This is a genomic window from Massilia endophytica, assembly GCF_021165955.1.
Taxonomy (GTDB): domain Bacteria; phylum Pseudomonadota; class Gammaproteobacteria; order Burkholderiales; family Burkholderiaceae_D; genus Rugamonas; species Rugamonas endophytica.
The window spans coordinates 1,902,883-1,929,150 of the sequence record NZ_CP088952.1; the positions used below are offsets into that span (position 1 = coordinate 1,902,883).

Below are 26,268 nucleotides of genomic sequence, written 5' to 3' on the forward strand. Positions count from 1 at the left end.
AAATCCAATGGACATGAGCGTTTTCGACCTATTCAAGATAGGGATAGGCCCCTCCAGTTCCCACACCGTGGGCCCCATGGTGGCGGCACGCCGCTTCCTGCTCGAGAACAGTCCATTGGATGATGTCGTCGCCGTCGAAGCCGCGCTGTATGGTTCGCTCGCGCTGACGGGCGTAGGCCACGGCACGGACAAGGCGGTGATCCTCGGCCTGATGGGCGAAACCCCGCAGGAGGTGGCGCCGGACCAGGTGGATGCCATGCTGGCCGCCGCCGAGGAAAAGAAGGAGCTCAAGCTTCTCGGCACGAAGCCCGTGCCTTTCAGCGCGGCGGTCAATCTCATCTTCCACAAGACGGAGAACCTGCCCGAGCACCCGAACGGCCTGCGCTTCACCCTGAAGCGTGCGAACGGCAGCGAGACCAGCAAGGTGTATTACTCCGTCGGCGGCGGCTTCATTCGCGCCGAGGGCGAGCTGTCGCAGACCGACGCGGCGCCCGCCGTGGAAATCCCTTATCCCTTCACCACCATGGCCGAACTGCTGGCGCATGGTACGGCGAGCGGCAAGTCCATCCCTGCCATGCTGCGCGCAAATGAGCTGGCGCGCATGGACGAGGCTACGCTCGATGCAGGCCTGGACCGCATCTGGCACGTCATGCGCGCCTGCATCGCCCACGGCCTGGAAACCAGCGGCCAGCTGCCGGGCGGCCTGAAGGTCAAACGCCGCGCAGCGGACCTGTGGCGCCAGGCGAAGGGCGGCGACCGCGCCAACGACCTGCCGCACGATGCGCTGAACGGCGTGAGCCTGTACGCAATGGCGGTCAATGAGGAAAACGCGGCTGGCGGCCGCGTGGTCACTGCGCCCACGAACGGCGCAGCGGGCATCATTCCGGCCGTTCTCAAATACTACGCAGAGGACTGCAAACCCCTCGACCCGGTGCGCGGCTTGCGCGACTTCCTGCTGACGGCAGCGGCCATCGGCATGCTGTGCAAGCGTAACGCCTCCATCTCCGGCGCGGAAATCGGCTGCCAGGGCGAAGTGGGCGTGGCCTGCGCCATGGCGGCGGCAGGCCTCGTGGCGGCGCTGGGCGGCAGCAATCTCCAGATCGAGAACGCCGCCGAAATCGGCATCGAACACCACCTGGGCATGACCTGCGACCCGATTGGCGGCCTGGTACAGATTCCCTGCATCGAGCGCAATGGCATGGGCGCGGTCAAGGCCATCACGGCCGCCTCCCTGGCCCTGAAGGGCGACGGCACCCACTTCGTCAGCCTGGACGAAGTCATCGAAACCATGCGCCAGACGGGCGCCGACATGCAGGCCAAGTACAAGGAAACCTCGCTGGGCGGCCTCGCCGTCCACGTCGTTACGGTCAACCACGCCGCCTGCTGATGAGTCCGTGTCCCAGTCTGGTGCCAGGCACCAGAGTGGGACATTTTTACGTGGAATTTCCGGTGGCACTATAATAAGTGTCCCTTGCACCGCTTAACCGGACTTTTTCTACGTCATGCACTACGTGTCTACCCGCGCCGAAGCGTCGGCCGCATCGCAGTCTCCACAGCAGTTTTCCGATATTCTCCTGGGCGGCCTCGCTCCCGATGGCGGCCTGTATCTGCCTTCCGTGTATCCCCAGGTTTCCGGCGCCGAGCTGGATGCGTGGCGCAAGCTGCCGTACGCGGATCTGGCTTTCGAGATCCTGAAGAAGTTTGCGACCGATATTCCAGAGGCGGACCTGAAGGCCCTGGCGGAGAAGACCTATACCGCCGAAACCTACCGCAACGCGCGCGCAGGCGAAAAGGCTGCCGACATCACGCCGCTGCGCGTACTGGAAGATAAAGGCGGCAAGAAGCTGGTGCTCCAGGCCCTGTCGAATGGCCCCACGCTGGCCTTCAAGGACATGGCCATGCAACTGCTGGGCAATCTGTTCGAGTACGCGCTGGCGAAGAAGAACGCCGAGCTGAATATCTTCGGCGCGACTTCCGGCGATACCGGCAGCGCGGCCGAATACGCCATGCGCGGCAAGAAGGGCATCCGCGTCTTCATGCTGTCCCCGCACAAGAAGATGAGCGCCTTCCAGACCGCGCAGATGTTCAGCCTTCAGGATCCGAACATCTTCAATATCGCCGTCGAAGGCGTGTTCGACGATTGCCAGGACATGGTGAAGGCCGTGTCCAACGACCTGGATTTCAAGCGGAAGCAGAAGATCGGCACCGTCAATTCGATCAACTGGGCGCGCGTCGTGGCGCAGGTGGTGTACTACTTCCGCGGCTACCTGGCCGCTACCACCAGCAATGAGCAGAAAGTGTCCTTCACCGTCCCCTCGGGGAACTTCGGCAATATCTGCGCTGGGCACATTGCGCGCATGATGGGCCTCCCCATCGACAAGCTGGTGGTGGCCACCAACGAGAACGATGTGCTGGACGAATTCTTCCGCACCGGCGCCTACCGCGTGCGCAAGTCGGCCGAAACCTATCACACCAGCAGCCCGTCCATGGATATCTCGAAGGCCTCGAACTTCGAGCGCTTCGTCTACGACCTGGTGGGCCGCGACACCAAACGCGTGCGCGAGCTGTTCCACAAGGTCGAGACGCAGGGCGGCTTCGACCTGTCCGGCCAGCCGGGCAGCGACGGCGACGAGTTCAAGCTGGTATCGGCGTACGGCTTCAAGTCCGGCAAGTCCACCCACGACGAGCGCGTGCAGACCATCCGCGCCGTGGAGAAGGAATACGGCATCGTGATCGATACCCACACGGCCGACGGCATCAAGGTCGCGAAAGAGAACCTGGAAGAGGGTGTGACCATGATCGTGCTCGAAACCGCGCTGGCCGCAAAGTTCAACGAGACCATCCTGGAAGCATTGGGCAAGGACGCCGAGCGTCCCGCAGGTTTCGAGAACATCGAGTCCCTGCCGCAGCGCTTCGTGGTCATGCCGCCTGATGTCGAAAAAATGAAGACCTACATCGCCTCCAACACGGGCCTGTAAATGAGCGAGTACAAGCCGAAACCCATGCTGGCCGTGAAGGAGGCGCTGGATTTCCTTCTGAACGCCGCGCGTCCGGTGCAGGACACCGAAACGGTAGATACGCTGCAGGCCAACGGCCGCGTGCTCGCACGGGCGCAGGTTTCGGGCATGGACGTTCCCAGCGCGGACAACACCCAGATGGATGGCTACGCCGTGCGCGCGGAGGATTGCGCGAGCGGCAGCGCCGAGTTGCCCGTATCGCAGCGCATCCCGGCGGGCCACGTCGGCGAGCCCCTCCAACCTGGCACGGCGGCGCGTATCTTCACCGGCGCCCTGATTCCGCCTGGCGCCGATGCTGTCGTAATGCAGGAGCAGTGCGAACTCAATGGCGACAAGGTCACCGTGCGCCACACACCGAAATCCGGGGACTGGATTCGCCGCGCCGGCGAGGATATCCGCCGTGGCAGCGTGATTCTGCCTGCCGGCACGCGTCTGCGCAGCCAGGAGCTGGGCCTGGCCGCTTCGGTAGGCCTGGCCCAGCTGACGGTCTTCCGCAAGCTGCGGGTCGCCGTCTTCTTCACGGGCGACGAGCTGGCCATGCCCGGCGAGCCGCTGGCCCCGGGCGCCATCTATAACTCGAACCGTTTCACGCTGCGCGCGCTGCTGGAGAACCTGGGTTGCGAGATCAGCGACTTCGGCATTGTGCCGGACTCCCTGGACGCGACCCGCGCCGTGCTGCGCAAGGCCGCAGAGGGCAATGACCTCATCATCACCTCCGGCGGCGTATCGGTGGGTGAAGAAGATCACATCAAGCCAGCCGTGGAAGCGGAAGGGAAGCTGAACATGTGGCAGATTGCCGTGAAGCCGGGCAAGCCCCTCGCTTTCGGCGAGGTGCAGCAGGCTTTCTTCCTTGGCCTGCCGGGCAATCCCGTGTCGAGCTTCATCACATTCCTGCTCTTCGTGCGGCCCTTCATTCTGCGCCTGCAGGGCGCCAGTGCGGCGAAGGAGCCGCGCGCCTTTGCGATGCGCGCCGATTTTGCGTGGCCGAAGGCGGACCGCCGCAATGAATTCCTGCGCGCGCGCCTGAACGGGGAGGGCGGTCTGGAACTGTTCCCGAACCAGAGCTCGGGCGTGCTGACGTCGACCGTATGGGGAGATGGGCTCATCGACAATCCGCCCGGCCAGACCATTCAGCCCGGCGATGTGGTGCGCTTCATCCCCTTCAGCGAATTAATGCACTGAGATGGATATCAACCTGAAGTACTTTGCCAGCGTGCGCGAAGCGCTGGGCCGGAGCAGCGAAACCGTGGCCGTCCCGCCTGAAGTGAGCACTGTCGGCGCCTTGCGCGCCTTCCTTGTGGCGCGCGGCGCGCCATGGTCCGAGGCGCTGGCCGAAGGCCGCAGCCTGCGCATGGCCTGCAACCAGGTGATGTGCGGCGCCGAAACGCCGCTGAGCGCCAACTGCGAAGTGGCCTTTTTCCCGCCGGTGACCGGCGGCTGAGTCAGGACTTGGTCTTGCCGATGCTGTCGCAGGCCGCACAGGCAATGGCCTTGCGGTAGCGGCGATAAGCGGCGCCCACGAAAATGCCGGCGGCAACCGCCGACCATACCGCGGCGCTGATGATGTCTCCGCTCGCCGTGGTGCCCTTGATCCATTCCCATCCCGCAAGGACGGCGAACAGCGGCACGGCGGCCATGAAGTAGCGTTTGATCCAGAATGCAGCGCCCATTGCAGTCTCCTGTTTTTTGAATTTTCCAAGTATGCCTGAAATGTCCGCTTCAACCCAGAATTCCCGCGCCGCCGTTATCGGTGGCGGCCCGGCAGGGCTGATGGCCGCGCAGGCACTGGCGGCTGCCGGGATCCGCGTCGACGTTTACGATGCCATGCCCTCGGTGGGCCGCAAATTCCTGCTGGCCGGGCGCGGCGGCATGAACATCACGCACTCGGAACCCTACGAACAGTTCGTGGCGCGCTACGGCAAGCGCAGCGCGGAGCTGACGCCCATGCTCGACCGTTTCGGCCCGGACGACGTACGCGCCTGGGTGCACAGCCTGGGCATCGAAACCTTTGTCGGCAGTTCCGGCCGCGTGTTCCCTACCGAGATGAAGGCGGCGCCCATGCTGCGCGCATGGCTGCACCAGCTGCGCGAACGCGGCGTGCATTTCCATCAGCGCCACCGCTGGCTGGGCTGGAACGAGGACGGCGCCCTGCGCTTCGCTACGCCGGACGGCGAGGCCTCGGTGCATGCGGATGTCACGGTGCTGGCTCTCGGCGGCGCAAGCTGGGCGCGGCTTGGCTCGGATGGCGCATGGGCGCCGATGCTGGCCGAACGCGGCATCGATGTCGCGCCCCTGCAGCCTGCCAACTGCGGTTTCGATATCGGCTGGAGCCCTTTCTTCGCGGAGAAATATGCGGGCCACCCGCTCACCACGGTCGCCGCATCCTTCGGCGGCATCCGCAAGCAGGGGCAGTTCGTGGTGACGGCGACCGGCATCGAGGGCAGCCTGGTTTATGCGCTCTCCGCGCCCCTGCGCGACCGCATCGCGGAGCAGGGCAGCGCCACACTGGAGCTGGACCTGCTGCCAGACCTGGGCATGCAGCGTGTGCTGGATGAGGTGAGCAAGCCGCGCGGTTCGCGTTCCATGGCCAGCCATCTGCAAGGCCGGCTTGGCATCAAGGGTGTGAAATCGGGGCTCCTGCATGAAGCGCTGAGCAAAGATGAGTATGCGGACCCGCAGCGCGTGGCGCAGGCCCTCAAGGCGCTGCCGCTCACGCTGCGCGCGCCGCGGCCCATCGACGAGGCGATCAGCAGTGCCGGGGGCGTGAAGTTCGAGGCGCTGGACGGCCTGATGCTGTCGGCCCGGCCGGGCGTGTTCGTTGCAGGCGAAATGCTGGACTGGGAAGCGCCAACGGGAGGCTATCTGCTGACGGCCTGCCTGGCGACCGGCCTTGCAGCGGGCGAGCAGGCGGCCCGCCGTCTGTCGTCAAAGACCTAGTGCGCCCATTCCACGGTGCCGTTGCCGTTGCGGCTCACGCGGCGCTGGTCAGGGTTGCCGAAGACGGTCACTTCTCCGCTGCCGTCGATTTCCACTTCGGCCACTTGGCGCGCAAACACCTTGGTGTTGCCGGACCCTTTCAGCGCCACCTGAACGACGTCCGAAGCCATATGCTCCGCGTCCAGGGAGCCGGATCCCGTCAGATCCACACTTAGCGCCTTGCAGTTGCCGCTGGAATTGATGCTGCCGCTGCCGGTAAGCTCCAGCACAACGCGCTCGCTGCCACCCGTGTTCAGGTTCATGCCGCCGCTGCCATGCAGGCCGCCGTCGATATGGCGATAGCGTCCCGTGAAACTCAGGTTGCCCGCGCCGTGCAGCTGCACCGACAGGCGCTCGCCGCTGAAGCCTGACACTGTGCTGTCGCCGTTGCCGTGGATTTCCAGCTCGTTGATGGATGGGAGCACCAGCTCCACCTGGAGCGGGCGGCGGTGGTACAGCAGCACGCCGGTAATGCCGATGCGCAGGCGGCTGCCTTCCTGCACGGTCTCCACATTGCCCAGGCGGCGCTGTTCGCCCTTCACCTTCAGCGAAGGCACATTCCCCTGGCGAAGCGTGAGGTCGATGGGGCCGATCAGTTCGACCGAGCTCACGCCCTGGCCGATTTCGCGGTTCTCGGTACGCAGCACGCTGCCCGCCGTGCTGGTAGGATTCACGACGCCTTTCGTGCGCAACATGCTGTAGGAGATGCCGACGAGGACAATCGCGAGCAGAAGGAGGCTCAGGCCAACCTTGGCAAGGGTACGTATGCGCATTTCAACGGCCTCGCAGCAAGGTTCGGTTCATCTGGACATAGCGCTTGATGCCGGAAAGCGTATAGCGTGTCACCACAAGGCTCAGGAGGAAGAGCGCAATGCCGCCCACGATCAGGCCCCCGCCAATCAGGGTCTGGGTGGCGCGGGATTCGTTGTCGGGATCGATGGAGATGCGCACGCCGCTGTCGGCCATGGCTTCGGCGCGGTCGAGCAGTTTGCCGGAGCGGCTCGTTTCGTCGTCCATCTCCGCGCGCAGTTCCGGCGACGGATCCTGGGAGACCTGGATGCCGTCCGCGCCAATGGAGACGCGGGTCGGCAGCCTTTCGTAGTGCGCCTCTCCGTCTTCGTCATACACGTGGCGCAGCGGGCCGTCGAACACCATTTCGTTGGCGCCGGCCATGCCGCTCGCCGTCATGGCGATGCCGCTCACGTAGAACACGAAAGAGCTGGTGTAGACCGCCACCAGCAGTGCCGAGAACACGATGGCCGGAATCACCATGAACAGGTTGAACACGGCCAGCCCGGCGAAGGAGACCAGCACGCGCACCAGCGTCACCGGATTCTTCTTCTGCTCGAAGGCGTTCAGGTGCACGTTGGCGCGCAATGTCATGGCGATCTTGCGCGGTTCGTCGAGCTCCTTGCTGATTTCTTCTTCGCTGCGGCCAACGGTCAGCCCGTCGATAAAACGCTGCTCGTAGTAGGCCAGGGTCTTGGCCACCGTTTCAGGCGGCAGACCGGCCATGGCCTTGCGGAGCGCGTCGAGATATTCCTGCTTGCCCATCAAAACTCCTGGTACATCAATTCATTGCCATCTGCTGGGCGTAGGCGGGGCCTGGCCCGGCGTGCACTTCCATGCAGACGATGGCTGCGGTGCTGAGTACGACAATTGCCAAAACTGCAATAGCGCTCAATCCGACCTTCATGCTGTTTCTCCGTATGAAAACCTTTTTCGATAGTTGCATCGTACGGAAAGCAAAAGGTATATACCACCGGCATGCGACAGGCTGCACTATTTGCGGCGCAGGCCGCGCCTGGGCGGGACGGGCTGCGGGGCGTCCTCACCGTGCGCCGCCGCTCAGCAGGCCGCGGGCTGCCTCCACGCCGCTGCGCACCGCCATTTCGATGGTGGCCGGATACTCCCCAGCGGTATAGTCGCCCGCCAGCCACAGGCCTGACAGGCCGGTATCGTTGGCGGGACGTTCCAGGCCCGGCGTGCACGCGAAGGTGGCGCGCTTTTCGGTCACCACGCGGCTCCAGACAGGTTGCGCGAGCGGCGGGCGGCCGAAAACGGCGGCCAATTGGGCCGCCAGCAAGGCCGCCAGCTCCTGCTGCGGCAGGTCCGACGCCGCGCCGGATGCGCTGATGACGACGGCGAACAGGCCTTTCTGGGCCGGATCGAGCTGGCCGCGGTCGAAGACGAACTGGCCCCAGTGCGCTGTTTTTGGATCGTCCACGAGGGCGCAGAAGGGCAGCGGCAGGGTTTCCGACGGCGCGTACTGAAGGTAGCAGGTGGTGATGGGTTCCGGCTCGAACGCCGCCAGCCTTGCCTTCAGCCGCTCAAGTTCCGCTGGCAGCAGCGACGCCGCAGCCAGAGGAGAAGCTGCGAGGACCACGCCATCGAACTCGCCTTCCCATCCATCCGCGACCGATGCCCCGGTGGCATTGACCTTCCAGACCGAGCCTTCATTGCGCAGCGCGCCGACCTTCACGCCTTCGTTGACCGTGGCGCCGCGCTGGCGAAGCCAGGCCGCGGCGGCATCCGGGAAGAGGGCGGAAAGGTCCACGCGGGGAATCAGCATGTCCGATGCGGCGCGGCGCGCGCCAAGGCTGTCGCGGAGCACCGCGAGGAAGACCTTGGCCGAGGCGCGCTCCGGCGGTGTATTCAGGGCGGCCAGGCACAGGGGGCGCCACATCAGGGCAATCAGGCGCGGGGTCTGGTCGTAGCGTTCCAGCAGTTCGCTCACGCTGCAATCCTTATCGAGCTGCCATCCCATCCAGCGCGCGGTGGTCGAAAAGCGCGCGAGACTGAGTTTGTCCTCGCGGTCCAGGCCTTGGGCGCGCAGCAGGGCAGCCGCGAGATGGAGCGGGGCTGGCAGGCGCGGAGCGACGAAATCCATGCCGCTGCCTGCCGGGTAGCGCATCTGCAGGGGAAGATTCAGGAGTGCGGCGCGGGTATCGACGCCCGCCAGCTTCATGAGCCGCAGCGATTCGGAATAGGCGCCAAGCAGGATGTGCTGGCCGTTGTCCAAAGTGCGGCCGTCAGCGGAGATGCGGCGCGCGCGGCCGCCCAGCGTGCGTGCGGCCTCGAACAGCGTCACCTGCGCGCCGCCGCGCGCCAGCTCCATGGCGGCCGCGCAGCCCGCCCAGCCGCCGCCGACAACCGCTACACGCTTAGCCACGAACCCAGGTCTTCCACGCCAGCCAGAGCTTGCGGATCGGCGTGATCGAAATGCGCTGCGAGAGCACGTGGTAGCCGTCGCGCTGGATCTCGTCCAGCACCGTGCGGTAAATGGCGGCCATGATCAGGCCTGGGCGCTGTGCGCGCCGGTCTTCCTTCGGCAGCAGGGCAAGCGCTTCGTCATAGCTTTGCTGGGCGCGTTCGGCCTGGAAGGCCATGAGCTTCTCGAAACTCCCGGTGTGGCGGGCGTTCAGCAGGTCGGCCGCCGTCACGTTGAACTGCTGGAGTTCGTTGATCGGCAGGTAGATGCGGCCCTTGCGCGCGTCCTCGCCCACGTCGCGGATGATGTTCGTGAGCTGGAAGGCGTGCCCCAGCTTCTCAGCGTATTGCAGGGTCTCCGGCCGCGTGGCGCCGAAGATGCTGGCCGAAAGAATGCCTACCACGCTCGCCACGTGCCAGCAGTATTTGCTGAGAGCCTTGTAATCGAGATAGCGCGTCTGGTTCAGGTCCATCTCCATGCCGTCGATGATGGCCTGAAGGTGTTCCTGCTGCAGCTTGTAGGGGGCGATATGCGGCTGGAGGGCCTGCGTCACGGGGTGCGTGGGTTTGCCCTCGTACATGGCAGCCACCTCGGTGCGCCACCAGGCCAGCTTGATGCGGGCCAGCGATTCGTCGCTGCATTCGTCCACCGTGTCGTCCGCTTCGCGGCAGAAGGCATACAGCGCCGTGATGGCGCGCCGGCGTTCCGGCGGCAGGAACAGGAAGCTGTAATAGAAGCTGGAGCCGCTCTGTGCGGCCTTCTGCTGGCAGTATTCGTCGGGAGACATGTCAGAGTTGCAAGGGCGATGCTGTCAAAGCCGCAATTCTACAGGGAAGAAGCCTTCATCCGAAGCGCACGCCAGAAAACCTTGAACCAGTCCCGCTTTTCCAGTGTGGGGCGGCGGCGGAAAACGTCGTAATCCACTTCCTCGATGGCTTCCAGCACGCGCAGGCCGCCTTGCACCACCATGCGCAGTTCGAGGCCGATGCGGCCTTTCAGGCGCAGGGCCAGCGGAGCGCCGCTCAGCATGAGGGCACGGGCGCGCTGCACTTCGAAGCGCATCATGGCGCGCCATTTCGCCTGGGCGTCCATGCTATGCATGGCGGCGGGCGGCACGGCGAAGCGCGCCAGGTCCTCCATGGGAATATAGATGCGCTCTTTCTGCTCGTCGATCGCCACGTCCTGCAGGAAGTTGATGATCTGGAGGGCGGAGCAGATGGCGTTCGAATCGCGCACGTTTTCTTCATCCGCCGCACCGTACAGGGACAGCATGAGGAAACCGACCGGGTTCGCCGAGCGGGCGCAGTAATCCAGCAGGTCGCTGTAGGTGGTGTAGCGTGTGATGGTGACGTCCTGCCTGAAGGCGGAAAGCAGATCGCGGAAGGGCTTGAGCGGCAGGCCGAACTGCGCGATGGCGCCGGCCAGGCGCTGGAACATGGCATCGCCCGGGTCCTCGCCTCGCTCGATGCGGTTCAGCGCTTCCTCGTAGGCGGCCAGCTGGGCGAGACGCTGTTCGGGCGGGGCGTCGCCCTCGTCGGCAATGTCGTCGGCGCTGCGCGCGAAGGCGTAAATGGCCTCGACGGCCGGGCGCAGGCGGCGCGGCAGCAGGATGGATGCTACTGGGAAATTTTCGTAGTGCTCGACGGGCATTGAGGAAGCAATCTAAATAAATGACGCAAAAGTCATTTTCAAAAACGACTTACTTGTCTATAATTTTCTAACTTAACGGAAAGTCATTTACTTTTCAGAACGCAATCATAGTGGCATTCCAGCATCACCGCAATTCGCCAGCCAGCCTTGGGAAGGAAAAATACCGTGTATGACCTGAAAGCAGTACGACGTTTGACGCAGATAACTCCATTGATCCTGGCTGCGCTGCTTGCGGCCTGCTCCAAACCTGCCGAGAAGACCGAGGATATCCGCCCCGTGCGCGCCATCGTCCTGAAAAGCAGCGATGTGGACGTGGACGACCAGTTCTCCGGCGAGGTGAGGGCGCGCGTTGAATCGCGCCTCGGCTTCCGCGTGGGCGGCAAGATCGTGTCGCGCAAGGTGGACGTGGGCACTACTGTGAAACGCGGCCAGGTGCTGATGCAGCTCGACCCGCAGGACCTGAAACTGTCCCAGGCCCAGGCGCTGGCTTCGCTGCGCGCCGCCGAAACGAACCGCGATTTCGCACGCGCCGAACTCAAACGCTACCAGGACCTGAAGACGCAGAACTTCGTCAGCCAGACGGTGCTCGACTCCAAGGAGTCCGCATACAAGGCAGCGCAGGCGACGGTGGAATCGGCGCAGGCGGCCTACCGCGGCCAGTCCAACCAGGCTGGCTATTCGTCCCTGGTGGCCGATATCGACGGCGTAGTGACTTCGGTCACCGCCGAAGTGGGGCAGGTGGTGGCGGCGGGAACGCCAGTGGTGAGCGTGGCCAAGACGAACGAGAAGGAAGTGGTCATCGGCGTGCCCGAGAACCAGGTCGACAAGCTGCGCAAGATCGAGGACGTGAAGGTGCGCCTATGGGCCGATCCCCAACGCTCCGTTCCCGGCAAGATCCGCGAAGTCTCGCCGATTGCCGATCCGGCCACGCGCACCTACACCTTCAAGGTCACCATCCCGCAAACCCTGGCCGATGCGAAGCTGGGCATGACCGCCGTGGTGGAGTTCTCGTCGAAAACCGCGCAGCCGCAGATCAAGGTGCCGCTGACGGCACTGTTCCATGAAAAGGGCGCGAGCTCCGTGTGGGTGGTGGAGAACGGCATCGTCAAGCTCGTGCCGGTGACCGTCGCCGGCGCCGCTGGCAACGATATCGTGCTCGCCAGCGGCGTGCGCGAAGGCCAGACCGTGGTAACGGCTGGCGTGCACGTGCTGAAGCCGGGCCAGAAAGTGAAGATCCTGGGCGCGGAGGCCGCTAAATGAAAGGCTTCAACCTCTCGCGCTGGGCGCTGGAGCACATCCCGCTCACGCGCTATCTCATCGCCGTGATGCTGATCGGCGGTATGCTCAGTTACAAGAACCTGGGACAGGACGAAGATCCTCCCTTCACCTTCCGCGTGATGGTGGTGCAGGCCTTCTGGCCGGGCGCCACGGCGCTGCAGATGGCGAACCAGGTCACGGACAAGCTGGAAAAGAAGCTCCAGGAAGTCCCCTTTGTGAACGAGATCAGCAGCTATTCCAAGCCGGGGCAGACGCTCACGCTCATCACCCTGCGCGAATCCACGCCGCCGAAAGAGACTTCGGCCTCCTGGTATCAGGTGCGCAAGAAGATCGGCGATATCCGGGGTACGCTGCCGCAGGGCGTGATCGGGCCGATGTTCAACGACGAATTCGGCGACACCTACGGCTCCATCTTCGCGCTCTCCGCCGACGGCTTCACCTACGCGGAAATGAAGGACTACGCCGATTTCGTGCGCCAGCAGCTGCTGAGCGTCTCGAAGGTGGCCAAGGTCGAACTGTTCGGCGTGCAGGACGAGAAGATCAATATCGAGTTCTCGCACCAGAAGTTCGCCCAGCTGGGCATTCCCTTCGAGCAGATCGTGAACCAGATCGCGACCCAGAACGCCGTGGAATCGACCGGCGTGCTGGTGACGCCTACCGACAATCTGCAAGTGCGTGTAACCGGCGCGCTCAAGACGGTGAAGGACCTGGAGAACCTGGAGCTGCGTGCCAACGGCACCACCTTCCGCCTGGGCGACTTCGCGGTGGTGAAGCGCGAATACCAGGATCCGCCGCAGGACAAGATGCGCTTCAACGGCAAGGAAGTGATCGGCCTTGGCGTGTCGATGGAGAAGGGCGGCAATATCATCGAGATGGGCAAGGCACTGGAAGCCACGGTGTCGTCCCTGAAGACCAAGCTGCCGGTGGGTGTGGAACTGGAACGCGTGTCGGACCAGCCGCAGGCCGTCACGGCTTCGGTGGGCGAATTCGTGCACACCCTGATCGAAGCGGTACTGATCGTGCTGGCGGTGAGCTTCCTGGCGCTCGGCCTGCACACCAAACCCAAGCTGCGCCTGGACGTGCGTCCGGGCCTCGTTGTGGCGCTCACCATTCCCCTGGTGCTGGCGGTGACCTTCCTGTTCATGCGCATGCTGGACATCGACCTGCACAAGATTTCGCTGGGCGCCCTGATCATCGCATTGGGCCTGCTGGTGGACGACGCCATCATTGCCGTCGAAATGATGGTGCGGAAGATGGAGGAGGGCATGTCCCGCTTCGAGGCGGCCACCTTCGCCTATACCTCGACCGCGCTGCCCATGCTGACCGGCACCCTGATCACGGTGGCGGGCTTCCTGCCCATCGGCCTCGCCAAGTCGGCGGCGGGCGAATACACGTTCTCGCTGTTCTCCGTGAACGCCATTGCGCTGATCATGTCGTGGGTGGTGGCCGTGGTGTTCACGCCCTACATCGGCTACCTGCTGCTGAAGGTGAAGCCGCACGCGGAAGGCGAGCATGGGCATGAGCTCTTCGACACGCCGGGCTACCAGCGCTTCCGCCGCATCGTGAACTGGTGCGTGGAGTGGCGCAAGACCACCATCGTGGCCACGCTGTTCGTGTTCGCGCTTGGTATCTACGGCTTCAACTTCATCGAGAAGCAGTTCTTCCCGGATTCCAGCCGCCCCGAACTGATGGTGGAGATGTGGTCGCCGGAAGGCACGGCCTTCAAGGCCAACGAAGCGCAGGTGAAGAAGTTCGAGGCCTTCATCCGCCAGCAGCCGGGCGTGCAGAGCGTGACCAGCTATGTGGGCACCGGCAGCCCGCGCTTCTACCTGCCGCTGGACCAGATCTTCCCGCAGACGAACGTGTCGCAGATCGTGGTGCTGCCGAAGGACCTGAAGGCGCGCGAGGAGCTGCGCAAGAAGATCACCCAGGTCTTCAAGACCGATTTTCCCGAAGTGCGCGGCCGCGTGAAGCTGCTGCCCAATGGCCCGCCCGTGCCGTATCCCGTGCAGTTCCGCGTGACCGGCACCGAGGTGGAACAGGTGCGCGCCATTGCCGACCAGGTGAAGGACATCATGCGCGCCAACCCGAACACGGTGGGCGTGAACGACAACTGGAACGAGTCGGTCAAGGTGCTGCGCCTGGACCTGGACCAGGACCGCATGCGCGCCCTGGGCGTGACCTCGCAGACCGTGATGCGAGCGGCGAACACCATCCTCTCCGGCACGCCGATCGGGCAGTTCCGCGAAGGCATCCGCCTGATCGACATCCAGGTGCGCCAGCCGCTGGACGAGCGGGCCACCATCTCGGTGCTGAACAACACCAATATTCCGACGGCCAGCGGCAAGTCGGTGCCGATCTCGCAGCTGGCGCGGGTGCACTTCGTGTGGGAGCCGGGCGTGGTGTGGCGCCTGGGCCGCGAATGGGCGATCACCGTGCAGTCGGACGTGGTGGAGGGCATCCAGGGGCCGACCGTGTCCGGCCAGGTGGATGCGAAGCTGGCCGACCTGCGCGCCAAGCTGCCGCCGGGCTACCGCATCAAGGTGAAGGGGGCGGCGTCGGACAGCGCGGAGGCGGAAGCATCGATCTCGGCCAACCTGCCGCTTGCGCTCTTCATCATCTTCACCTTGCTGATGCTGCAGCTGCACAGCTTCTCGCGTTCGCTGCTGGTCTTCCTGACCGGCCCGCTGGGCGTGGCGGGCGCGGCGTTCGCGCTGCTGCTCCTGGGCCGTCCGCTGGGCTTCGTGGCCAACCTGGGCATCATCGCCCTGTTCGGCATGATCATCCGCAACTCGGTGATCCTGGTCGACCAGATCGAGCAGGACATCAAGTCCGGTTCCACGCCCTGGGACGCCATCGTGGAATCGGCCGTGCGCCGCTGCCGTCCGATCCTGCTGACGGCCGCCGCCGCGGCCTTGGCCATGATCCCGCTCTCGCGCTCCGTGTTCTGGGGCCCGATGGCGGTGGCCATCATGGGCGGCCTGGTGCTGGCCACGGCCCTCACCCTGCTGTTCCTCCCCGCCCTGTACGCAGCCTGGTTCAGGGTGAAGAAGCCTGCCTGATCACAGCCCCGGCTCAGGCCGGGGCAGAATGTTGTGGTTCAGTCAAAAAAACCTCCCCGCTGAGGAAAAAACCGCTAAAATATCGCGTTAAAGTTGAAAGCCCCTGTTTGAAACAGGGTTGGGCGACCCGGCTTCACTTAATGGTCGCCCTTTGCTTTTGTGCAAATACGCCGCGAGGATGGCGAAATTGGTAGACGCACCAGGTTTAGGTCCTGACGCCAGCAATGGTGTGGGGGTTCGAGTCCCCCTCCTCGCACCAACAGTTTCTTATTTATTGGACGATTTTTACATGGCAACTGCAGTCGAAACCCTGGGCAAACTTGAACGTCGCATGACCATCTCCTTCCCGCTGTCGGACGTCCGCGCCGAAGTCGAGAAGCGCCTGAAAGTGCAAGCCCGCAGCGCCCGCGCGCCAGGCTTCCGCCCAGGCAAAGTGCCAATGAAGATGGTCGCCGCGCAATACGGCTACCAGATCGAAACCGATGTGCTGAACGACAAAGTGGGCCGCGCCTTCAACGACGCCGCCAACGAGAACAATCTGCGCGTGGCCGGCTTCCCGAAAATCGAACCCAAGCAGGACGCACCGGAAGGCCAGCTGGCCTTCGACGCGACCTTCGAGGTCTATCCTGAAGTCGAGATCGGCGACCTGTCCAAGGTCGAGATCGAGACTGTGAAGTCCTCCGTGACCGACGCCGAAATCGACAAGACCATCGACATCCTGCGCAAGCAGCGCGTGCACTTCCACACCAAGGGCGAGGCAGGCGAGCACGGCACCGGCGGCGAAGCCGTGGCCGCCAACGGCGACCGCGTGACCGTGGACTTCGTGGGCAAGATCGACGGCGTGGAATTCCCCGGCGGCAAGGCCGACGACTACACCTTCGTGCTGGGCGAAGGCCGCATGCTGCCGGAATTCGAAGCCGCGACCGTGGGCCTGAAAGTGGGCGAGTCCAAGACCTTCCCGCTGGCTTTCCCCGAGGACTACCATGGCAAGGATGTGGCCGGTAAGACCGCCGAGTTCACCATCACCCTGAAGAAGCTGGAATGGGCCCACCTGCCGGAAGTGGATGCAGAGTTCGCCAAGTCACTGGGCGTGGAAAACGGCGACCTGGCCAAGATGCGCGAAGATATCAAGGTGAACCTGGAGCGTGAAGTGGCCGGCCGCGTGAAGGCCCGCAACAAGGAAGCCGTGATGGACGCCCTGGTCAAGACCGCCCAGCTTGATGTGCCTCAAGCCCTGGTGGCTCAAGATACCGAGCGCCTGGCCGAAATGACTCGTCAGGACATGGCCGCCCGCGGCATGAACGTAAAAGATGTACCATTCCCTCCAGAGCTGTTCAAGGACAAGGCTGAGCGCCGCGTGCGCCTGGGCCTGATCCTGTCCCAGCTGGTAGGCGACAACAAGCTGCAGGCCACCCCGGAGCAGGTGAAGGCCCAGGTGGAAGATTTCGCACAGAGCTACGAAGATCCGCGCGAAGTGCTGAAGTACTACTACAGCGACCGCCGCCGCCTGGGCGAGGTGGAAGCTCTTGTATTGGAAGAAAACGTCGTTACTTATGTCCTGGGTCTGGCCAAGACGACCGCGAAGGAGATTCCCTTCGACGAGCTGATGGGCAGTGCAGCGCAGGCTTAAGCTTTGCGTAGTATTCCAGCGCCGGCGGTGTCCGGCGCTGCTTCACAAGGAAAAGGAATGAAGCAATGAACCGTAATCCGGCACTCGACACCGAAATGCTGGGCCTCGTGCCCATGGTCATCGAACAGAGCGGCCGCGGCGAGCGTTCGTATGACATCTACTCGCGCCTGCTCAAGGAGCGCGTGATCTTCCTGGTCGGTCCCGTCAACGACCAGATGGCCAACCTGATCGTGGCCCAGCTGCTGTTCCTGGAAAGTGAAAATCCCGACAAGGATATTTCCCTGTACATCAACTCGCCTGGCGGTTCCGTGTCCGCGGGCCTGGCCATCTTCGACACCATGCAGTTCATCAAGCCTGACGTGTCCACCCTGTGCACCGGCATGGCCGCCTCCATGGGCGCCTTCCTGCTGGCGGCGGGCGCCAAGGGAAAGCGCTTCTCGCTGCCGAACTCGCGCATCATGATTCACCAGCCGTCCGGCGGCTCCCAGGGCATGGCATCCGATATCGAGATCCAGGCCAAGGAAATCCTCTACCTGCGCCACCGCCTGAATTCCATCATGGCCGAGCGCACCGGCCAGACCGTGGAGCAGATTGCCAAGGACACCGACCGCGACCGCTTCATGTCCGGCGACGAGGCAGCGGAATATGGTCTGATCGACAAGGTGCTCACCACCCGTGCTTGACGCGTCCCAAGCTCAGTCGTGAAAAAAGCGCCCGGACGCTACAACGTTCCGGGCGTTTTGCTTTCAAATCGGGTAGGATTGTCCCTGTGTAGGGGGAATCTTGCCTGCCTACAGCGCAAAAGTTTTACTGATAGCAACTAACGATACCGTCCCATGTCAGAGAAAAAATCCTCCAGCGGCGAAAAACTCCTGTACTGCTCCTTCTGCGGAAAGAGCCAGCACGAGGTGAAAAAGCTCATCGCCGGTCCCTCGGTCTTCATCTGCGACGAATGCATTGACCTGTGCAATGACATCATCCGCGACGAGACCTCCAGCATCGAATCTGTCACGGGCGCGAAGTCGGACCTGCCGACGCCGCACGAGATCGCCGAGCTGCTGAACCAGTACGTCATCGGCCAGCAGACGGCCAAGCGCATTCTGTCGGTGGCGGTGTACAACCACTACAAGCGCCTCAAGCACCTCGGCAAGAAGGACGACGTCGAGCTGGCCAAGAGCAACATCCTGCTGGTGGGCCCGACCGGCTCCGGCAAGACCCTGCTGGCCCAGACCCTGGCGCGCATGCTGAACGTGCCCTTCGTCATCGCCGACGCCACCACGCTCACGGAAGCGGGCTATGTGGGCGAGGACGTCGAGAACATCATCCAGAAACTGTTGCAGAGCTGCAACTACGATGTTGAGAAAGCTCAACGCGGCATCGTTTATATCGACGAGATCGACAAGATTTCCCGCAAGTCGGACAACCCGTCCATCACCCGCGACGTGTCGGGCGAGGGCGTGCAGCAGGCCCTGCTGAAACTGATCGAGGGCACCATGGCCTCCGTGCCGCCGCAAGGCGGGCGCAAGCACCCGAACCAGGACTTCGTGCAGATCGACACCACGAACATCATGTTCATCTGCGGCGGCGCCTTCGACGGCCTGGCCAAGATCATCTCCAACCGTTCGGAGAAGAGCGGCATCGGCTTCTCGGCCACCGTGAAGTCCAAGGAACAGCGCGCCACCAGCGAGATCCTGATGGAAGCGGAGCCGGAAGACCTCATCAAGTTCGGCCTGATCCCCGAGCTGGTGGGCCGCCTGCCGGTGGTCGCCACCCTGTCCGAGCTGACGGAAGAGGCCCTGATCCAGATTCTGGTCGAGCCGAAGAACGCCCTCATCAAGCAGTACTCCAAGCTGCTGGAAATGGAAGGCGCGGAACTGGAGATCCGTCCCGCGGCCCTGCACGCCATCGCCCGCAAGGCCCTGGCCCGCAAGACCGGCGCGCGCGGCCTGCGCTCGATCCTGGAGCACGCGCTGCTGGACGTGATGTACGACCTGCCGAACCAGCAGAACGTCACGAAAGTGGTGATCGACGAAAATACGATTACCGCCGGCGCCAAGCCTTTGCTGATTTATCAGGAACCTGCAAAAGCGTCAGGTGAAAATTAAATAACGGTTGCACACTCTCACAAAATTCGTTTTGAATCCGTGAGGCAAGGCAGTACAATCAAAACCAATAAGAGAAGCAGGCTTCAATCGAAAAGCCACTCGCGGCGCCCGTCGCAAGTGGCTTTTTTTATTCAAAATGCTCTGCTTACTTTTATGGCACCAGGGACATATTTATTTATGTCCTCGGGTCTTGTGATTCGGCATTGAATGCCTACATCATGAACATGCTTTTCTATAAGGTACGCCATGACAACTTCCAAATTAACTGAGCAGACTCAACTGCCGTTGTTGCCTTTACGGGATGTCGTCGTTTTCCCGCATATGGTGATACCTCTGTTCGTCGGTCGCCCGAAATCGATCAAGGCGCTGGAAGCCGCAATGGAGCAGGGCAAGAGCATTATGCTTGCCGCGCAAAAAGCTGCTGCCAAGGACGAACCTTCTCCCACCGATATTTATGAAATCGGCTGCGTCGCCAATATCCTGCAAATGCTGAAACTGCCGGACGGCACCGTGAAGGTGCTGGTCGAGGGCTCCCAGCGCGCACGCATCCGCAAGATCACCGACACGCCTACGCACTTCGTGGCAGAGCTGGTGCCGCTCGAATCGGAAATCGGCGACGATTCCGAGATCGAGGCGATGCGCCGCGCCATCGTGCAGCAGTTCGACCAGTACGTAAAACTGAACAAGAAGATCCCGCCGGAGATCCTCGCGTCGCTGTCGGGCATCGACGATGCCGGCCGCCTGGCCGATACCGTGGCCGCCCACCTGCCCCTGAAGCTGGAGCAGAAGCAGGTCATCCTGGAGATCTTCAACGTCGCCAAGCGCCTGGAGCATCTGCTGGGCCAGCTGGAAGGCGAGCTCGACATCCTGCAGGTGGAAAAGCGCATCCGCGGCCGCGTCAAGCGCCAGATGGAGAAGTCCCAGCGCGAGTACTACCTGAACGAGCAGGTCAAGGCCATCCAGAAGGAACTGGGCGAAGGCGAAGAGGGCGCCGATCTCGACGAGCTCGAGAAGAAGGTGGCCGCCGCCAAGATGCCGAAAGAGGCCCTGGAAAAGGCGCAGGCCGAGCTGAAGAAGCTCAAGCTGATGTCGCCCATGTCCGCCGAAGCGACCGTGGTGCGCAACTATATCGACACCCTGGTCTCGCTGCCGTGGAAGAAGAAGTCCAAGGTCAACAACGACCTGGCCAACGCCGAGAAGGTGCTGGAGACCGATCACTACGGCCTGGAAAAGATCAAGGAACGCATCCTGGAATACCTCGCGGTGCAGCAGCGCGTGGACAAGCTGAAGGCGCCGATCCTGTGCTTCGTGGGTCCTCCTGGCGTCGGCAAGACCTCGCTGGGCCAGTCCATCGCCCGCGCCACGAACCGCAAGTTCGTGCGCATGGCACTGGGCGGCGTGCGTGACGAAGCCGAGATTCGCGGCCACCGCCGCACCTATATCGGCTCCATGCCGGGCAAGGTGCTGCAGTCGCTGGCCAAGGTGGGCGTGCGCAATCCGCTCTTCCTGCTCGACGAGATCGACAAGATGGGCGCGGACTTCCGCGGCGATCCTTCCTCGGCCCTGCTCGAAGTGCTGGACCCGGAACAGAACCACACCTTCAGCGACCACTACATCGAAGTGGACTTCGACCTGTCGGACGTGATGTTCGTGGCCACCTCGAACTCCTACAACATCCCGCCGGCGCTGCTGGACCGGATGGAAGTGATCCGCCTGTCGGGTTACACGGAGGACGAGAAGACCAGCATCGCGCTGCGCTACCTGCTGCCCAAACAGATCAAGAACAACGGTCTGAAGGAAGGCGAGATCGCGGTGAGCGAAGCGGCCGTGCGCGACATCATCCGCTACTACACGCGTGAAGCGGGCGTGCGCTCGCTGGAACGCGAAGTGTCGAAGATCTGCCGCAAGGTGGTGAAGCTGCTGCTGCTGAAGAAGTCGGACAAGAAAGTGACTGTCACGCCTAAAAACCTGGACAAGTTCCTGGGCGTGCGCCGCTACGACTTCGGCGTGGCCGAGAAGGAGAACCAGGTTGGCCAGGTGGTCGGCCTCGCATGGACCGAAGTGGGCGGCGATCTGCTGACCATCGAATCCGTGACGATGCCGGGCAAGGGCAACGTGATCCGCACCGGTACGCTGGGCGACGTGATGAAGGAATCGATCGAAGCTGCCCGCACCGTGGTGCGCAGCCGCGCCGCGCGCCTTGGCATCAAGGCCGAGCAGTTCGAGAAGACCGACATCCACATCCACGTGCCGGAAGGCGCGACGCCGAAGGATGGTCCTTCGGCCGGTATCGCGATGACGACCGCCATGGTGTCCGTGTTCACGGGCATTCCAGTGCGGGCCGACGTGGCGATGACGGGCGAGATCACCCTGCGCGGCGAAGTGCTGCCGATCGGCGGCCTGAAAGAAAAGCTGCTGGCGGCGCATCGCGGCGGCATCAAGACGGTGCTGATCCCCGAGCAGAACGTGAAGGACCTGGCCGAGATTCCGGACAATGTGAAGAACAAGCTGGAAATCGTGCCGGTGCGCTGGATCGACAAGGTGCTGGAAGTGGCCCTGGAGCGCCAGCCGGAACCGGTCGTGGAAACGCCCGCCGTGGAAGCCGCCGTGCCGGCCCCCGTGGCCAAGCCGGATGCCACCGGTGACGTTGTAAAACACTAAGCTCGCTTAACCCGCAGCAAAAAACAGGCGCTCCGGCGCCTGTTTTCTTTTAATTTGTCGCCTTCAAACCTTGACACAAAGCGATGCGCGCCTGTTTAATACCGCCTGAGATTTTTCTCTGGCCTTTTTGACTGCCTTTTAAACAGGCAGAAAAACGGTATAAACGATATAAACCTTTGTGACGGGGACTGCTTGTGAACAAGACTGAATTGATCGACCATATCGCTACTTCCGCTGACATCTCGAAAGCGGCCGCAGCGCGCGCTCTGGACGCGATGATCGACGGCGTAACCACTACTCTGGCCAAGAACGACAGCGTCACCCTGGTCGGCTTTGGCACCTTCATGGTGAGCGAGCGCGCAGCCCGTACCGGCCGCAACCCGCGCACCAAGGAAGAGATCACCATCGACGCAGCGAAAGTACCGAAATTTAAAGCTGGTAAAGCGCTGAAAGATGCTGTAAACTAACGGACTTCGGTGAGCTTGCAGCTCGCCGCAAACGGTTAGCCGGGCGCTTAGCTCAGTTGGTAGAGCGGATCCCTTACAAGGATTAGGTCGGGAGTTCGACCCTCTCAGCGCCCACCAAAAAGGCAAACCGTGCACGTTGTACCTTGTGATAGCTGGAGCGGTAGTTCAGTTGGTTAGAATACCGGCCTGTCACGCCGGGGGTCGCGGGTTCGAGCCCCGTCCGCTCCGCCAGCGAACGCAAGGGACACAAAACTGGAGCGGTAGTTCAGTTGGTTAGAATACCGGCCTGTCACGCCGGGGGTCGCGGGTTCGAGCCCCGTCCGCTCCGCCAGAACAAGATACCCCGCAGCTTGCAAGAGCTGCGGGGTTTTTCTTTTGTGCGTCTTGCTATAGTGGAATGTGCGCTGTAAAATCGCGTGAGCTGAGAGAGGGCGAACGCAGGTTCGCCTTTTTTCTTGTAGAGATCCACTCATCAGAACTGGCCGACCCATGTTTGAATTTATTCGCACGCATCAACGCTTGATGCAGATTTTCCTGGCGATCCTGATCATCCCGTCGTTTGCACTGGTTGGCATCAGCGGCTACAAGAGTTTTGGCGACGACGCCAACACCGTGGCCAAGATCGACGGCCAGCCGCTCACCCAGCAGGACTGGGAAGCGGCGCAGCGCCGCCAGCTCGACCAGCTGCGCCAGCGCATGGGCCAGCAGTACGACCAGAAGCTGTTCGACACGCCCGAGTTCAAGCAGAACGTGCTGGACACGCTGGTGGCGGAACGCGCGATCAACGCCGAGGTGATCCGCTCCCACCTGACCATCGGCGATCCCGCCCTGCAGAAGTTCATCCTGGGCCAGGGCCTGACCAAGGCGGACGGCTCCTTCGACCACGAGCGCTACCAGGCGCTGCTGGCCGCCCAGGGCATGACGCCGCAGATCTACGAGGCGCGCGTGCGCCAGGAGCTGGCCTTCCAGCAGCTGACCTCCGGCATCGAGGGCTCGGCCTTCGCACCGCGCACCGTGGCCAAGATGATCTCGGACATCGGCGCCCAGGAGCGCGACGTGCAGGAACTGGTGCTGCCGATCACCGACTACCTGCCGCAGGTGAAGGTCACCGACGAGATGGTAAAGGCCTTCTACGACAAGAACGCCAAGATGTTCGAAGTGCCTGAACAGGCGAAGATCGAATACGTGCTGCTGAACGCCGATACCGTGGCCAGCCAGGTCACCGTGAGCGACGACGAGGTGGCAGCCTATTACAAGGCCAATACCCAGCGCTTCACCGCGCCGGAGACCCGCCGCGCCAGCCATGTCCTGGTCGCGCTGAAGAAGGACGCCAGCGCGGCCGACAAGGCCGCCGCCAAGGCCAAGGCCGACGCCATCGCCGCCGAAGTGCGCAAGGCGCCAGCCGATTTCGCCAAGATCGCCAAGGCCAAGTCCGAAGACCCGGCCTCCGCCGAAATGGGGGGCGACCTGGATGTGGTGGAGAAGGGCTCCCTGCCCAAGCCCGTGGAAGACGCCATTTTCGCGTTGAAGCAGGGCGAAATCAGCAACCCCGTGGAATCCGAATTCGGCTACCACGTGCTGACCGTGACGGAACTGAAGCCTTCTGCCACCAAGCCGCTGGATGAAGTGAAGGGCGAGATCGCCGCCGACCTGAAGAAGCAAAAGGCAGGCAAGAAGTACTCGGAAATGGCCGAAGCCTTCAGCAACACCGTCTACGAGCAGGCGGACAGCCTGAAACCCGCCGCGGACAAGCTGGGCCTGAAGATCGAAACGGCCGCCGGCGTTGGCCGCAACCCCTCGCCGATGCTGGGCCAGGCGCCGTTCAACAATGCCAAATTCCTGACCGCGCTGTTCTCGGACGACTCCGTGAAGAACAAGCGCAATACGGAAGCCGTGGAAGTCGCGCCGAGCACCCTGATCGCAGGCCGCATCGTCGAATTCAAGCCTGCCTCCAAGCGCCCGCTGGCCGAGGTGGAAGCGGCAATCCGCCAGCGCGTGACGATGGAAGAAGCGCTGGCCATGGCGCGCAAGGCCGGTGAAGCCAAGCTGGCCGCGGCCAAGGCATCGGGCGACGCGGCGGGCTTCGGCGAAACGAAGACCATTTCGCGCGCCCATGCGGAAGGCGTGAACCGCGCCGCCGCACTGGCCGTGCTGAAGGCCGACGTGAGCAAGCTGCCTGCCTATGTGGGCGTGGAGCTGCCGGGCCAGGGCTACGGCGTCTACCGCATCGGCAAGGTGCACCAGCCAGCGGAACCGGACGAAGCGCGCCGCAAGGCCGAGCAGGAACAGATCGGCAACATCCTGGCGCAGCAGGAAATGTTCGGCTACGTGGAATCGCTGAAGAACAAGGCGAAGGTGAAGATGCTGCGGTCGCCGCTGACGGCGCCCAAGGCAGACGAAGCCAAATAAGCGGCTCAGCCTATAAAAAAATCCGCCACCGGCGCAAGCCCGTGGCGGATTTTGTTTTGTGGCCTCCGGCCTGGTCAGCCGGCGTTGTGGAGCTTGCGGGCCGCCGCAAGGTAGGAGGCGGGCGAAATGTCCTGCAAATCGATAGTCTGTGCCTGTTTCAACAGCGGAAAATTCCTGTCGAGGGAGCGTAGATAGGCGGGATCGTAATGATCCACCAGCAGCTGCTCGAACAGTTCCCGCATCCGGCCTTCCAGGGCCAGCTCCTGCCACTGCGAGATCTTCGCGCGCCCGTGCAAGGGCGTCAGATGTTCCAGTTGCGCGTTCAGCGCAGGGGCATCGGTAACGAAATGCCGATAGTCTTCAAGCAGGAGGTTTACGCGTTCCGAGCGCGGGAGCTCGATCGCGATACAGGGCGATGCACGCACGCGGTCCATCAGTGCGGCCGGAACCCGCAGGGCGCCGACCTTCTTGCTCTCAGATTCCACGAAGACGGGCATGGTGGGGTCGAAGCGGCGCAGCCGGTCCCATATCGAAGTCTCGAATGCCTTCTGCGAGGGCTGCGGCTGCGAAGGTATATAGCCCAGCACGGACCCGCGGTGCGCGGCCAATTGCTCCAGGTCGAGCACCTGTGCACCGATCGATTCCAGGGTTTGGAGCAGCCGTGTCTTGCCGCTGCCGGTGGTGCCGCAAACGACGCGAAAGTCCAGTTCCGGCGTTTGCAGCAGATCTGCATTAACCCGGTTGCGGAAAGCCTTGTAGCCGCCGTCCAGCTGTACCACCGGCCAGCCGATCTTGGCCATCAGGTACGCCATCGTGCCGCTGCGGTTCCCGCCGCGCCAGCAGTAGACGAGCGGCTTCCAGTCGCGCGGCTTGTCCAGCCACAGGGCTTCGATATGATCGCCGATATTGCGCACCACGAGGGCGGCGCCGATCTTCTTCGCCTCGAAAGAGCCGGTCTGCTTGTAAAGGGTGCCCACGCGGGCACGCTGCTCGTCGTCGAGCACGGGGCAGTTGATGGCGTTGGGCAGATGGTCCAGTGCATACTCGGACGGGCTGCGGACGTCGATGATGGTGTCGAACTCGTCCAGCTGGGCGATGACGGCGTCGATGCCCAGGAGTTGGGGATACTTCATTTGGCTTTCACAATCGGTAGCAGGTAAGGCCAGATATTACCAAGGATGATGGGATGGGCGCTTGCCAGGGGATGCAGGCGGTCCGGCTGGAACAGTTCAGGCTTCGCGGCAACGCTCTCCAGCATGAAGGGCGCAAGCGGCACGCCCATGGCCTTGCTGAGCGTTCCATACATGCCGAAGAACTTCTCGGAATAGTCGCGCCCATAGTTCGGCGGCACGCGGATGCCGACCAGCAGCACTTTGGCGCCGGCCTTCTGCACCGCCTCGATCATGGCGCGCAGGTTCGATTCTGCCGCGGTGACGGGCAGGCCGCGCAGGCCGTCGTTGGCGCCCAGTTCGATCACCACCACATCGGGCTTATGCTTGCTGAGCAGCTGGGGCATGCGGCTGCGGCCTCCGCTCGTGGTTTCGCCGCTCACGCTGGCGTTGATCACCTTCACGTCCAGCGCCTTCAGCTTCTGCTCCGCCAGCGCCACCCAGCCCGCGCCGCGCGCGATGCCGTATTCGGCGGACAGGCTGTCGCCCACCACGAGCAGCGTTTTTGGGGCAGAATAGGCGCTCGCGCTGAGGCTCCAGCTGAGCACCGCGAGCAGCGCCAAGACGACGTGACGTAATTTCCCGAACAAGACCATGCCTGATTTCCCTAAAGCGTCCAGCAATTTCATTCCC

22 protein-coding genes and 4 tRNA genes are annotated in these 26,268 nt (G+C 63.1%); 17 read left to right on the top strand and 9 right to left on the bottom strand.

Annotated elements, in window-relative coordinates:
* The first annotated feature begins 7 nt into the window (after positions 1-7).
* From LSQ66_RS08580 to moaD, 4 genes are all read left to right on the top strand, one after another.
* Positions 8-1,387 carry an L-serine ammonia-lyase gene (locus tag LSQ66_RS08580; protein WP_231769364.1) on the top strand — a complete coding sequence of 460 codons (1,380 nt, stop codon included), beginning with the start codon at positions 8-10 and terminating at the stop codon, positions 1,385-1,387.
* Positions 1,388-1,502: 115 nt separating this feature from the next.
* On the top strand, positions 1,503-2,978 hold the full coding sequence (thrC, locus tag LSQ66_RS08585; RefSeq protein WP_231769365.1) for a threonine synthase: 1,476 nt from the start codon (positions 1,503-1,505) through the stop codon (positions 2,976-2,978).
* The gene (locus LSQ66_RS08590; RefSeq protein WP_231769366.1) at positions 2,979-4,199 is read left to right on the top strand and encodes a molybdopterin molybdotransferase MoeA; all 1,221 of its coding nucleotides are present in this window, start codon (positions 2,979-2,981) and stop codon (positions 4,197-4,199) included.
* A 1-nt stretch (position 4,200) separates the two neighbouring features.
* Positions 4,201-4,458 carry a molybdopterin converting factor subunit 1 gene (moaD, locus tag LSQ66_RS08595; protein WP_231769367.1) on the top strand — a complete coding sequence of 86 codons (258 nt, stop codon included), beginning with the start codon at positions 4,201-4,203 and terminating at the stop codon, positions 4,456-4,458.
* Between the two features lies 1 nt (position 4,459).
* Here the strand turns inward: moaD and LSQ66_RS08600 are convergent, their stop codons facing one another.
* On the bottom strand, positions 4,460-4,687 hold the full coding sequence (locus tag LSQ66_RS08600; RefSeq protein WP_231769368.1) for a hypothetical protein: 228 nt from the start codon (positions 4,685-4,687) through the stop codon (positions 4,460-4,462).
* A gap of 40 nt (positions 4,688-4,727) precedes the next feature.
* On the opposite strand from LSQ66_RS08600, the gene LSQ66_RS08605 reads away from it, so the two are divergent.
* Positions 4,728-5,954 (top strand): TIGR03862 family flavoprotein, encoded by a 1,227-nt coding sequence (locus tag LSQ66_RS08605; RefSeq protein ID WP_231769369.1) that lies wholly within the window; start codon positions 4,728-4,730, stop codon positions 5,952-5,954.
* On the opposite strand, the gene LSQ66_RS08610 is transcribed toward LSQ66_RS08605, so the two are convergent.
* The 6 genes from LSQ66_RS08610 to hpnC all read right to left on the bottom strand — a co-directional run bounded on the left by LSQ66_RS08610 (position 5,951) and on the right by hpnC (position 10,854).
* Positions 5,951-6,766, bottom strand: a complete 816-nt coding sequence (locus LSQ66_RS08610) for a GIN domain-containing protein (RefSeq protein WP_231769370.1) — start codon at positions 6,764-6,766, stop codon at positions 5,951-5,953. The genes LSQ66_RS08605 and LSQ66_RS08610 overlap by 4 nt on opposite strands.
* Position 6,767: 1 nt before the next feature.
* On the bottom strand, positions 6,768-7,547 hold the full coding sequence (locus LSQ66_RS08615) for a DUF1700 domain-containing protein (RefSeq protein ID WP_231769371.1): 780 nt from the start codon (positions 7,545-7,547) through the stop codon (positions 6,768-6,770).
* A gap of 16 nt (positions 7,548-7,563) precedes the next feature.
* On the bottom strand, positions 7,564-7,689 hold the full coding sequence (locus LSQ66_RS24705) for a hypothetical protein (RefSeq protein ID WP_269449159.1): 126 nt from the start codon (positions 7,687-7,689) through the stop codon (positions 7,564-7,566).
* Between the two features lie 135 nt (positions 7,690-7,824).
* Positions 7,825-9,165: a hydroxysqualene dehydroxylase HpnE gene (gene hpnE, locus LSQ66_RS08620; RefSeq protein ID WP_231769372.1), complete on the bottom strand. Its 1,341-nt coding sequence runs from the start codon at positions 9,163-9,165 to the stop codon at positions 7,825-7,827.
* Positions 9,158-9,991, bottom strand: a complete 834-nt coding sequence (gene hpnD / locus LSQ66_RS08625) for a presqualene diphosphate synthase HpnD (RefSeq protein WP_231769373.1) — start codon at positions 9,989-9,991, stop codon at positions 9,158-9,160. The genes hpnE and hpnD overlap by 8 nt, the downstream gene beginning before the upstream one ends.
* Before the next feature lie 38 nt (positions 9,992-10,029).
* Positions 10,030-10,854, bottom strand: coding sequence for a squalene synthase HpnC (hpnC, locus tag LSQ66_RS08630; protein WP_231769374.1), 825 nt, complete (start codon positions 10,852-10,854; stop codon positions 10,030-10,032).
* Positions 10,855-11,046: 192 nt separating this feature from the next.
* Between hpnC and LSQ66_RS08635 the strand changes: the two genes are divergently transcribed.
* From LSQ66_RS08635 to LSQ66_RS08690, 12 genes are all read left to right on the top strand, one after another.
* Complete coding sequence (locus LSQ66_RS08635; protein ID WP_231769375.1) at positions 11,047-12,114, top strand: efflux RND transporter periplasmic adaptor subunit; 1,068 nt, start codon at positions 11,047-11,049, stop codon at positions 12,112-12,114.
* A complete protein-coding gene (locus tag LSQ66_RS08640) occupies positions 12,111-15,194 on the top strand; it encodes an efflux RND transporter permease subunit (RefSeq protein ID WP_231769376.1) in 3,084 nt (1,027 codons plus the stop codon). The genes LSQ66_RS08635 and LSQ66_RS08640 overlap by 4 nt, the downstream gene beginning before the upstream one ends.
* A 172-nt stretch (positions 15,195-15,366) precedes the next feature.
* Positions 15,367-15,453 (top strand) — tRNA-Leu (locus LSQ66_RS08645).
* Positions 15,454-15,483: 30 nt separating this feature from the next.
* On the top strand, positions 15,484-16,824 hold the full coding sequence (gene tig / locus LSQ66_RS08650) for a trigger factor (RefSeq protein ID WP_231769377.1): 1,341 nt from the start codon (positions 15,484-15,486) through the stop codon (positions 16,822-16,824).
* 65 nt (positions 16,825-16,889) lie between these two features.
* A complete protein-coding gene (clpP, locus tag LSQ66_RS08655; protein ID WP_269449160.1) occupies positions 16,890-17,507 on the top strand; it encodes an ATP-dependent Clp endopeptidase proteolytic subunit ClpP in 618 nt (205 codons plus the stop codon).
* Positions 17,508-17,660: 153 nt separating this feature from the next.
* Positions 17,661-18,929 (top strand): ATP-dependent Clp protease ATP-binding subunit ClpX, encoded by a 1,269-nt coding sequence (gene clpX, locus LSQ66_RS08660; RefSeq protein ID WP_231769378.1) that lies wholly within the window; start codon positions 17,661-17,663, stop codon positions 18,927-18,929.
* Between the two features lie 246 nt (positions 18,930-19,175).
* Complete coding sequence (gene lon / locus LSQ66_RS08665) at positions 19,176-21,590, top strand: endopeptidase La (protein WP_231769379.1); 2,415 nt, start codon at positions 19,176-19,178, stop codon at positions 21,588-21,590.
* A 194-nt stretch (positions 21,591-21,784) separates the two neighbouring features.
* Positions 21,785-22,057, top strand: coding sequence for an HU family DNA-binding protein (locus LSQ66_RS08670; protein WP_107142294.1), 273 nt, complete (start codon positions 21,785-21,787; stop codon positions 22,055-22,057).
* A 41-nt stretch (positions 22,058-22,098) separates the two neighbouring features.
* Positions 22,099-22,174 (top strand) — tRNA-Val (locus LSQ66_RS08675).
* Between the two features lie 37 nt (positions 22,175-22,211).
* Positions 22,212-22,288, top strand: a tRNA-Asp gene (locus LSQ66_RS08680).
* Positions 22,289-22,311: 23 nt separating this feature from the next.
* A tRNA-Asp gene (locus LSQ66_RS08685) sits at positions 22,312-22,388 on the top strand.
* Between the two features lie 158 nt (positions 22,389-22,546).
* The gene (locus LSQ66_RS08690) at positions 22,547-24,466 is read left to right on the top strand and encodes a SurA N-terminal domain-containing protein (protein ID WP_269449161.1); all 1,920 of its coding nucleotides are present in this window, start codon (positions 22,547-22,549) and stop codon (positions 24,464-24,466) included.
* Between the two features lie 74 nt (positions 24,467-24,540).
* On the opposite strand, the gene mnmH is transcribed toward LSQ66_RS08690, so the two are convergent.
* Both mnmH and LSQ66_RS08700 read right to left on the bottom strand, forming a co-directional pair.
* Complete coding sequence (gene mnmH / locus LSQ66_RS08695; RefSeq protein WP_231769380.1) at positions 24,541-25,599, bottom strand: tRNA 2-selenouridine(34) synthase MnmH; 1,059 nt, start codon at positions 25,597-25,599, stop codon at positions 24,541-24,543.
* On the bottom strand, positions 25,596-26,231 hold the full coding sequence (locus LSQ66_RS08700) for an arylesterase (RefSeq protein WP_231769381.1): 636 nt from the start codon (positions 26,229-26,231) through the stop codon (positions 25,596-25,598). The genes mnmH and LSQ66_RS08700 overlap by 4 nt, the downstream gene beginning before the upstream one ends.
* Positions 26,232-26,268: the final 37 nt, after the last annotated feature.

Coding starts and splice junctions, on each gene's coding strand:
- LSQ66_RS08580 (WP_231769364.1), top strand. CDS start 8: ATGGACATGAGCGTTTTCGACCTATTCAAGATAGGGATAGGCCCCTCC.
- thrC (WP_231769365.1), top strand. CDS start 1,503: ATGCACTACGTGTCTACCCGCGCCGAAGCGTCGGCCGCATCGCAGTCT.
- LSQ66_RS08590 (WP_231769366.1), top strand. CDS start 2,979: ATGAGCGAGTACAAGCCGAAACCCATGCTGGCCGTGAAGGAGGCGCTG.
- moaD (WP_231769367.1), top strand. CDS start 4,201: ATGGATATCAACCTGAAGTACTTTGCCAGCGTGCGCGAAGCGCTGGGC.
- LSQ66_RS08600 (WP_231769368.1), bottom strand. CDS start 4,687: ATGGGCGCTGCATTCTGGATCAAACGCTACTTCATGGCCGCCGTGCCG.
- LSQ66_RS08605 (WP_231769369.1), top strand. CDS start 4,728: ATGTCCGCTTCAACCCAGAATTCCCGCGCCGCCGTTATCGGTGGCGGC.
- LSQ66_RS08610 (WP_231769370.1), bottom strand. CDS start 6,766: ATGCGCATACGTACCCTTGCCAAGGTTGGCCTGAGCCTCCTTCTGCTC.
- LSQ66_RS08615 (WP_231769371.1), bottom strand. CDS start 7,547: ATGGGCAAGCAGGAATATCTCGACGCGCTCCGCAAGGCCATGGCCGGT.
- LSQ66_RS24705 (WP_269449159.1), bottom strand. CDS start 7,689: ATGAAGGTCGGATTGAGCGCTATTGCAGTTTTGGCAATTGTCGTACTC.
- hpnD (WP_231769373.1), bottom strand. CDS start 9,991: ATGTCTCCCGACGAATACTGCCAGCAGAAGGCCGCACAGAGCGGCTCC.
- hpnC (WP_231769374.1), bottom strand. CDS start 10,854: ATGCCCGTCGAGCACTACGAAAATTTCCCAGTAGCATCCATCCTGCTG.
- LSQ66_RS08640 (WP_231769376.1), top strand. CDS start 12,111: ATGAAAGGCTTCAACCTCTCGCGCTGGGCGCTGGAGCACATCCCGCTC.
- tig (WP_231769377.1), top strand. CDS start 15,484: ATGGCAACTGCAGTCGAAACCCTGGGCAAACTTGAACGTCGCATGACC.
- clpP (WP_269449160.1), top strand. CDS start 16,890: ATGAACCGTAATCCGGCACTCGACACCGAAATGCTGGGCCTCGTGCCC.
- clpX (WP_231769378.1), top strand. CDS start 17,661: ATGTCAGAGAAAAAATCCTCCAGCGGCGAAAAACTCCTGTACTGCTCC.
- lon (WP_231769379.1), top strand. CDS start 19,176: ATGACAACTTCCAAATTAACTGAGCAGACTCAACTGCCGTTGTTGCCT.
- LSQ66_RS08690 (WP_269449161.1), top strand. CDS start 22,547: ATGTTTGAATTTATTCGCACGCATCAACGCTTGATGCAGATTTTCCTG.
- mnmH (WP_231769380.1), bottom strand. CDS start 25,599: ATGAAGTATCCCCAACTCCTGGGCATCGACGCCGTCATCGCCCAGCTG.
- LSQ66_RS08700 (WP_231769381.1), bottom strand. CDS start 26,231: ATGGTCTTGTTCGGGAAATTACGTCACGTCGTCTTGGCGCTGCTCGCG.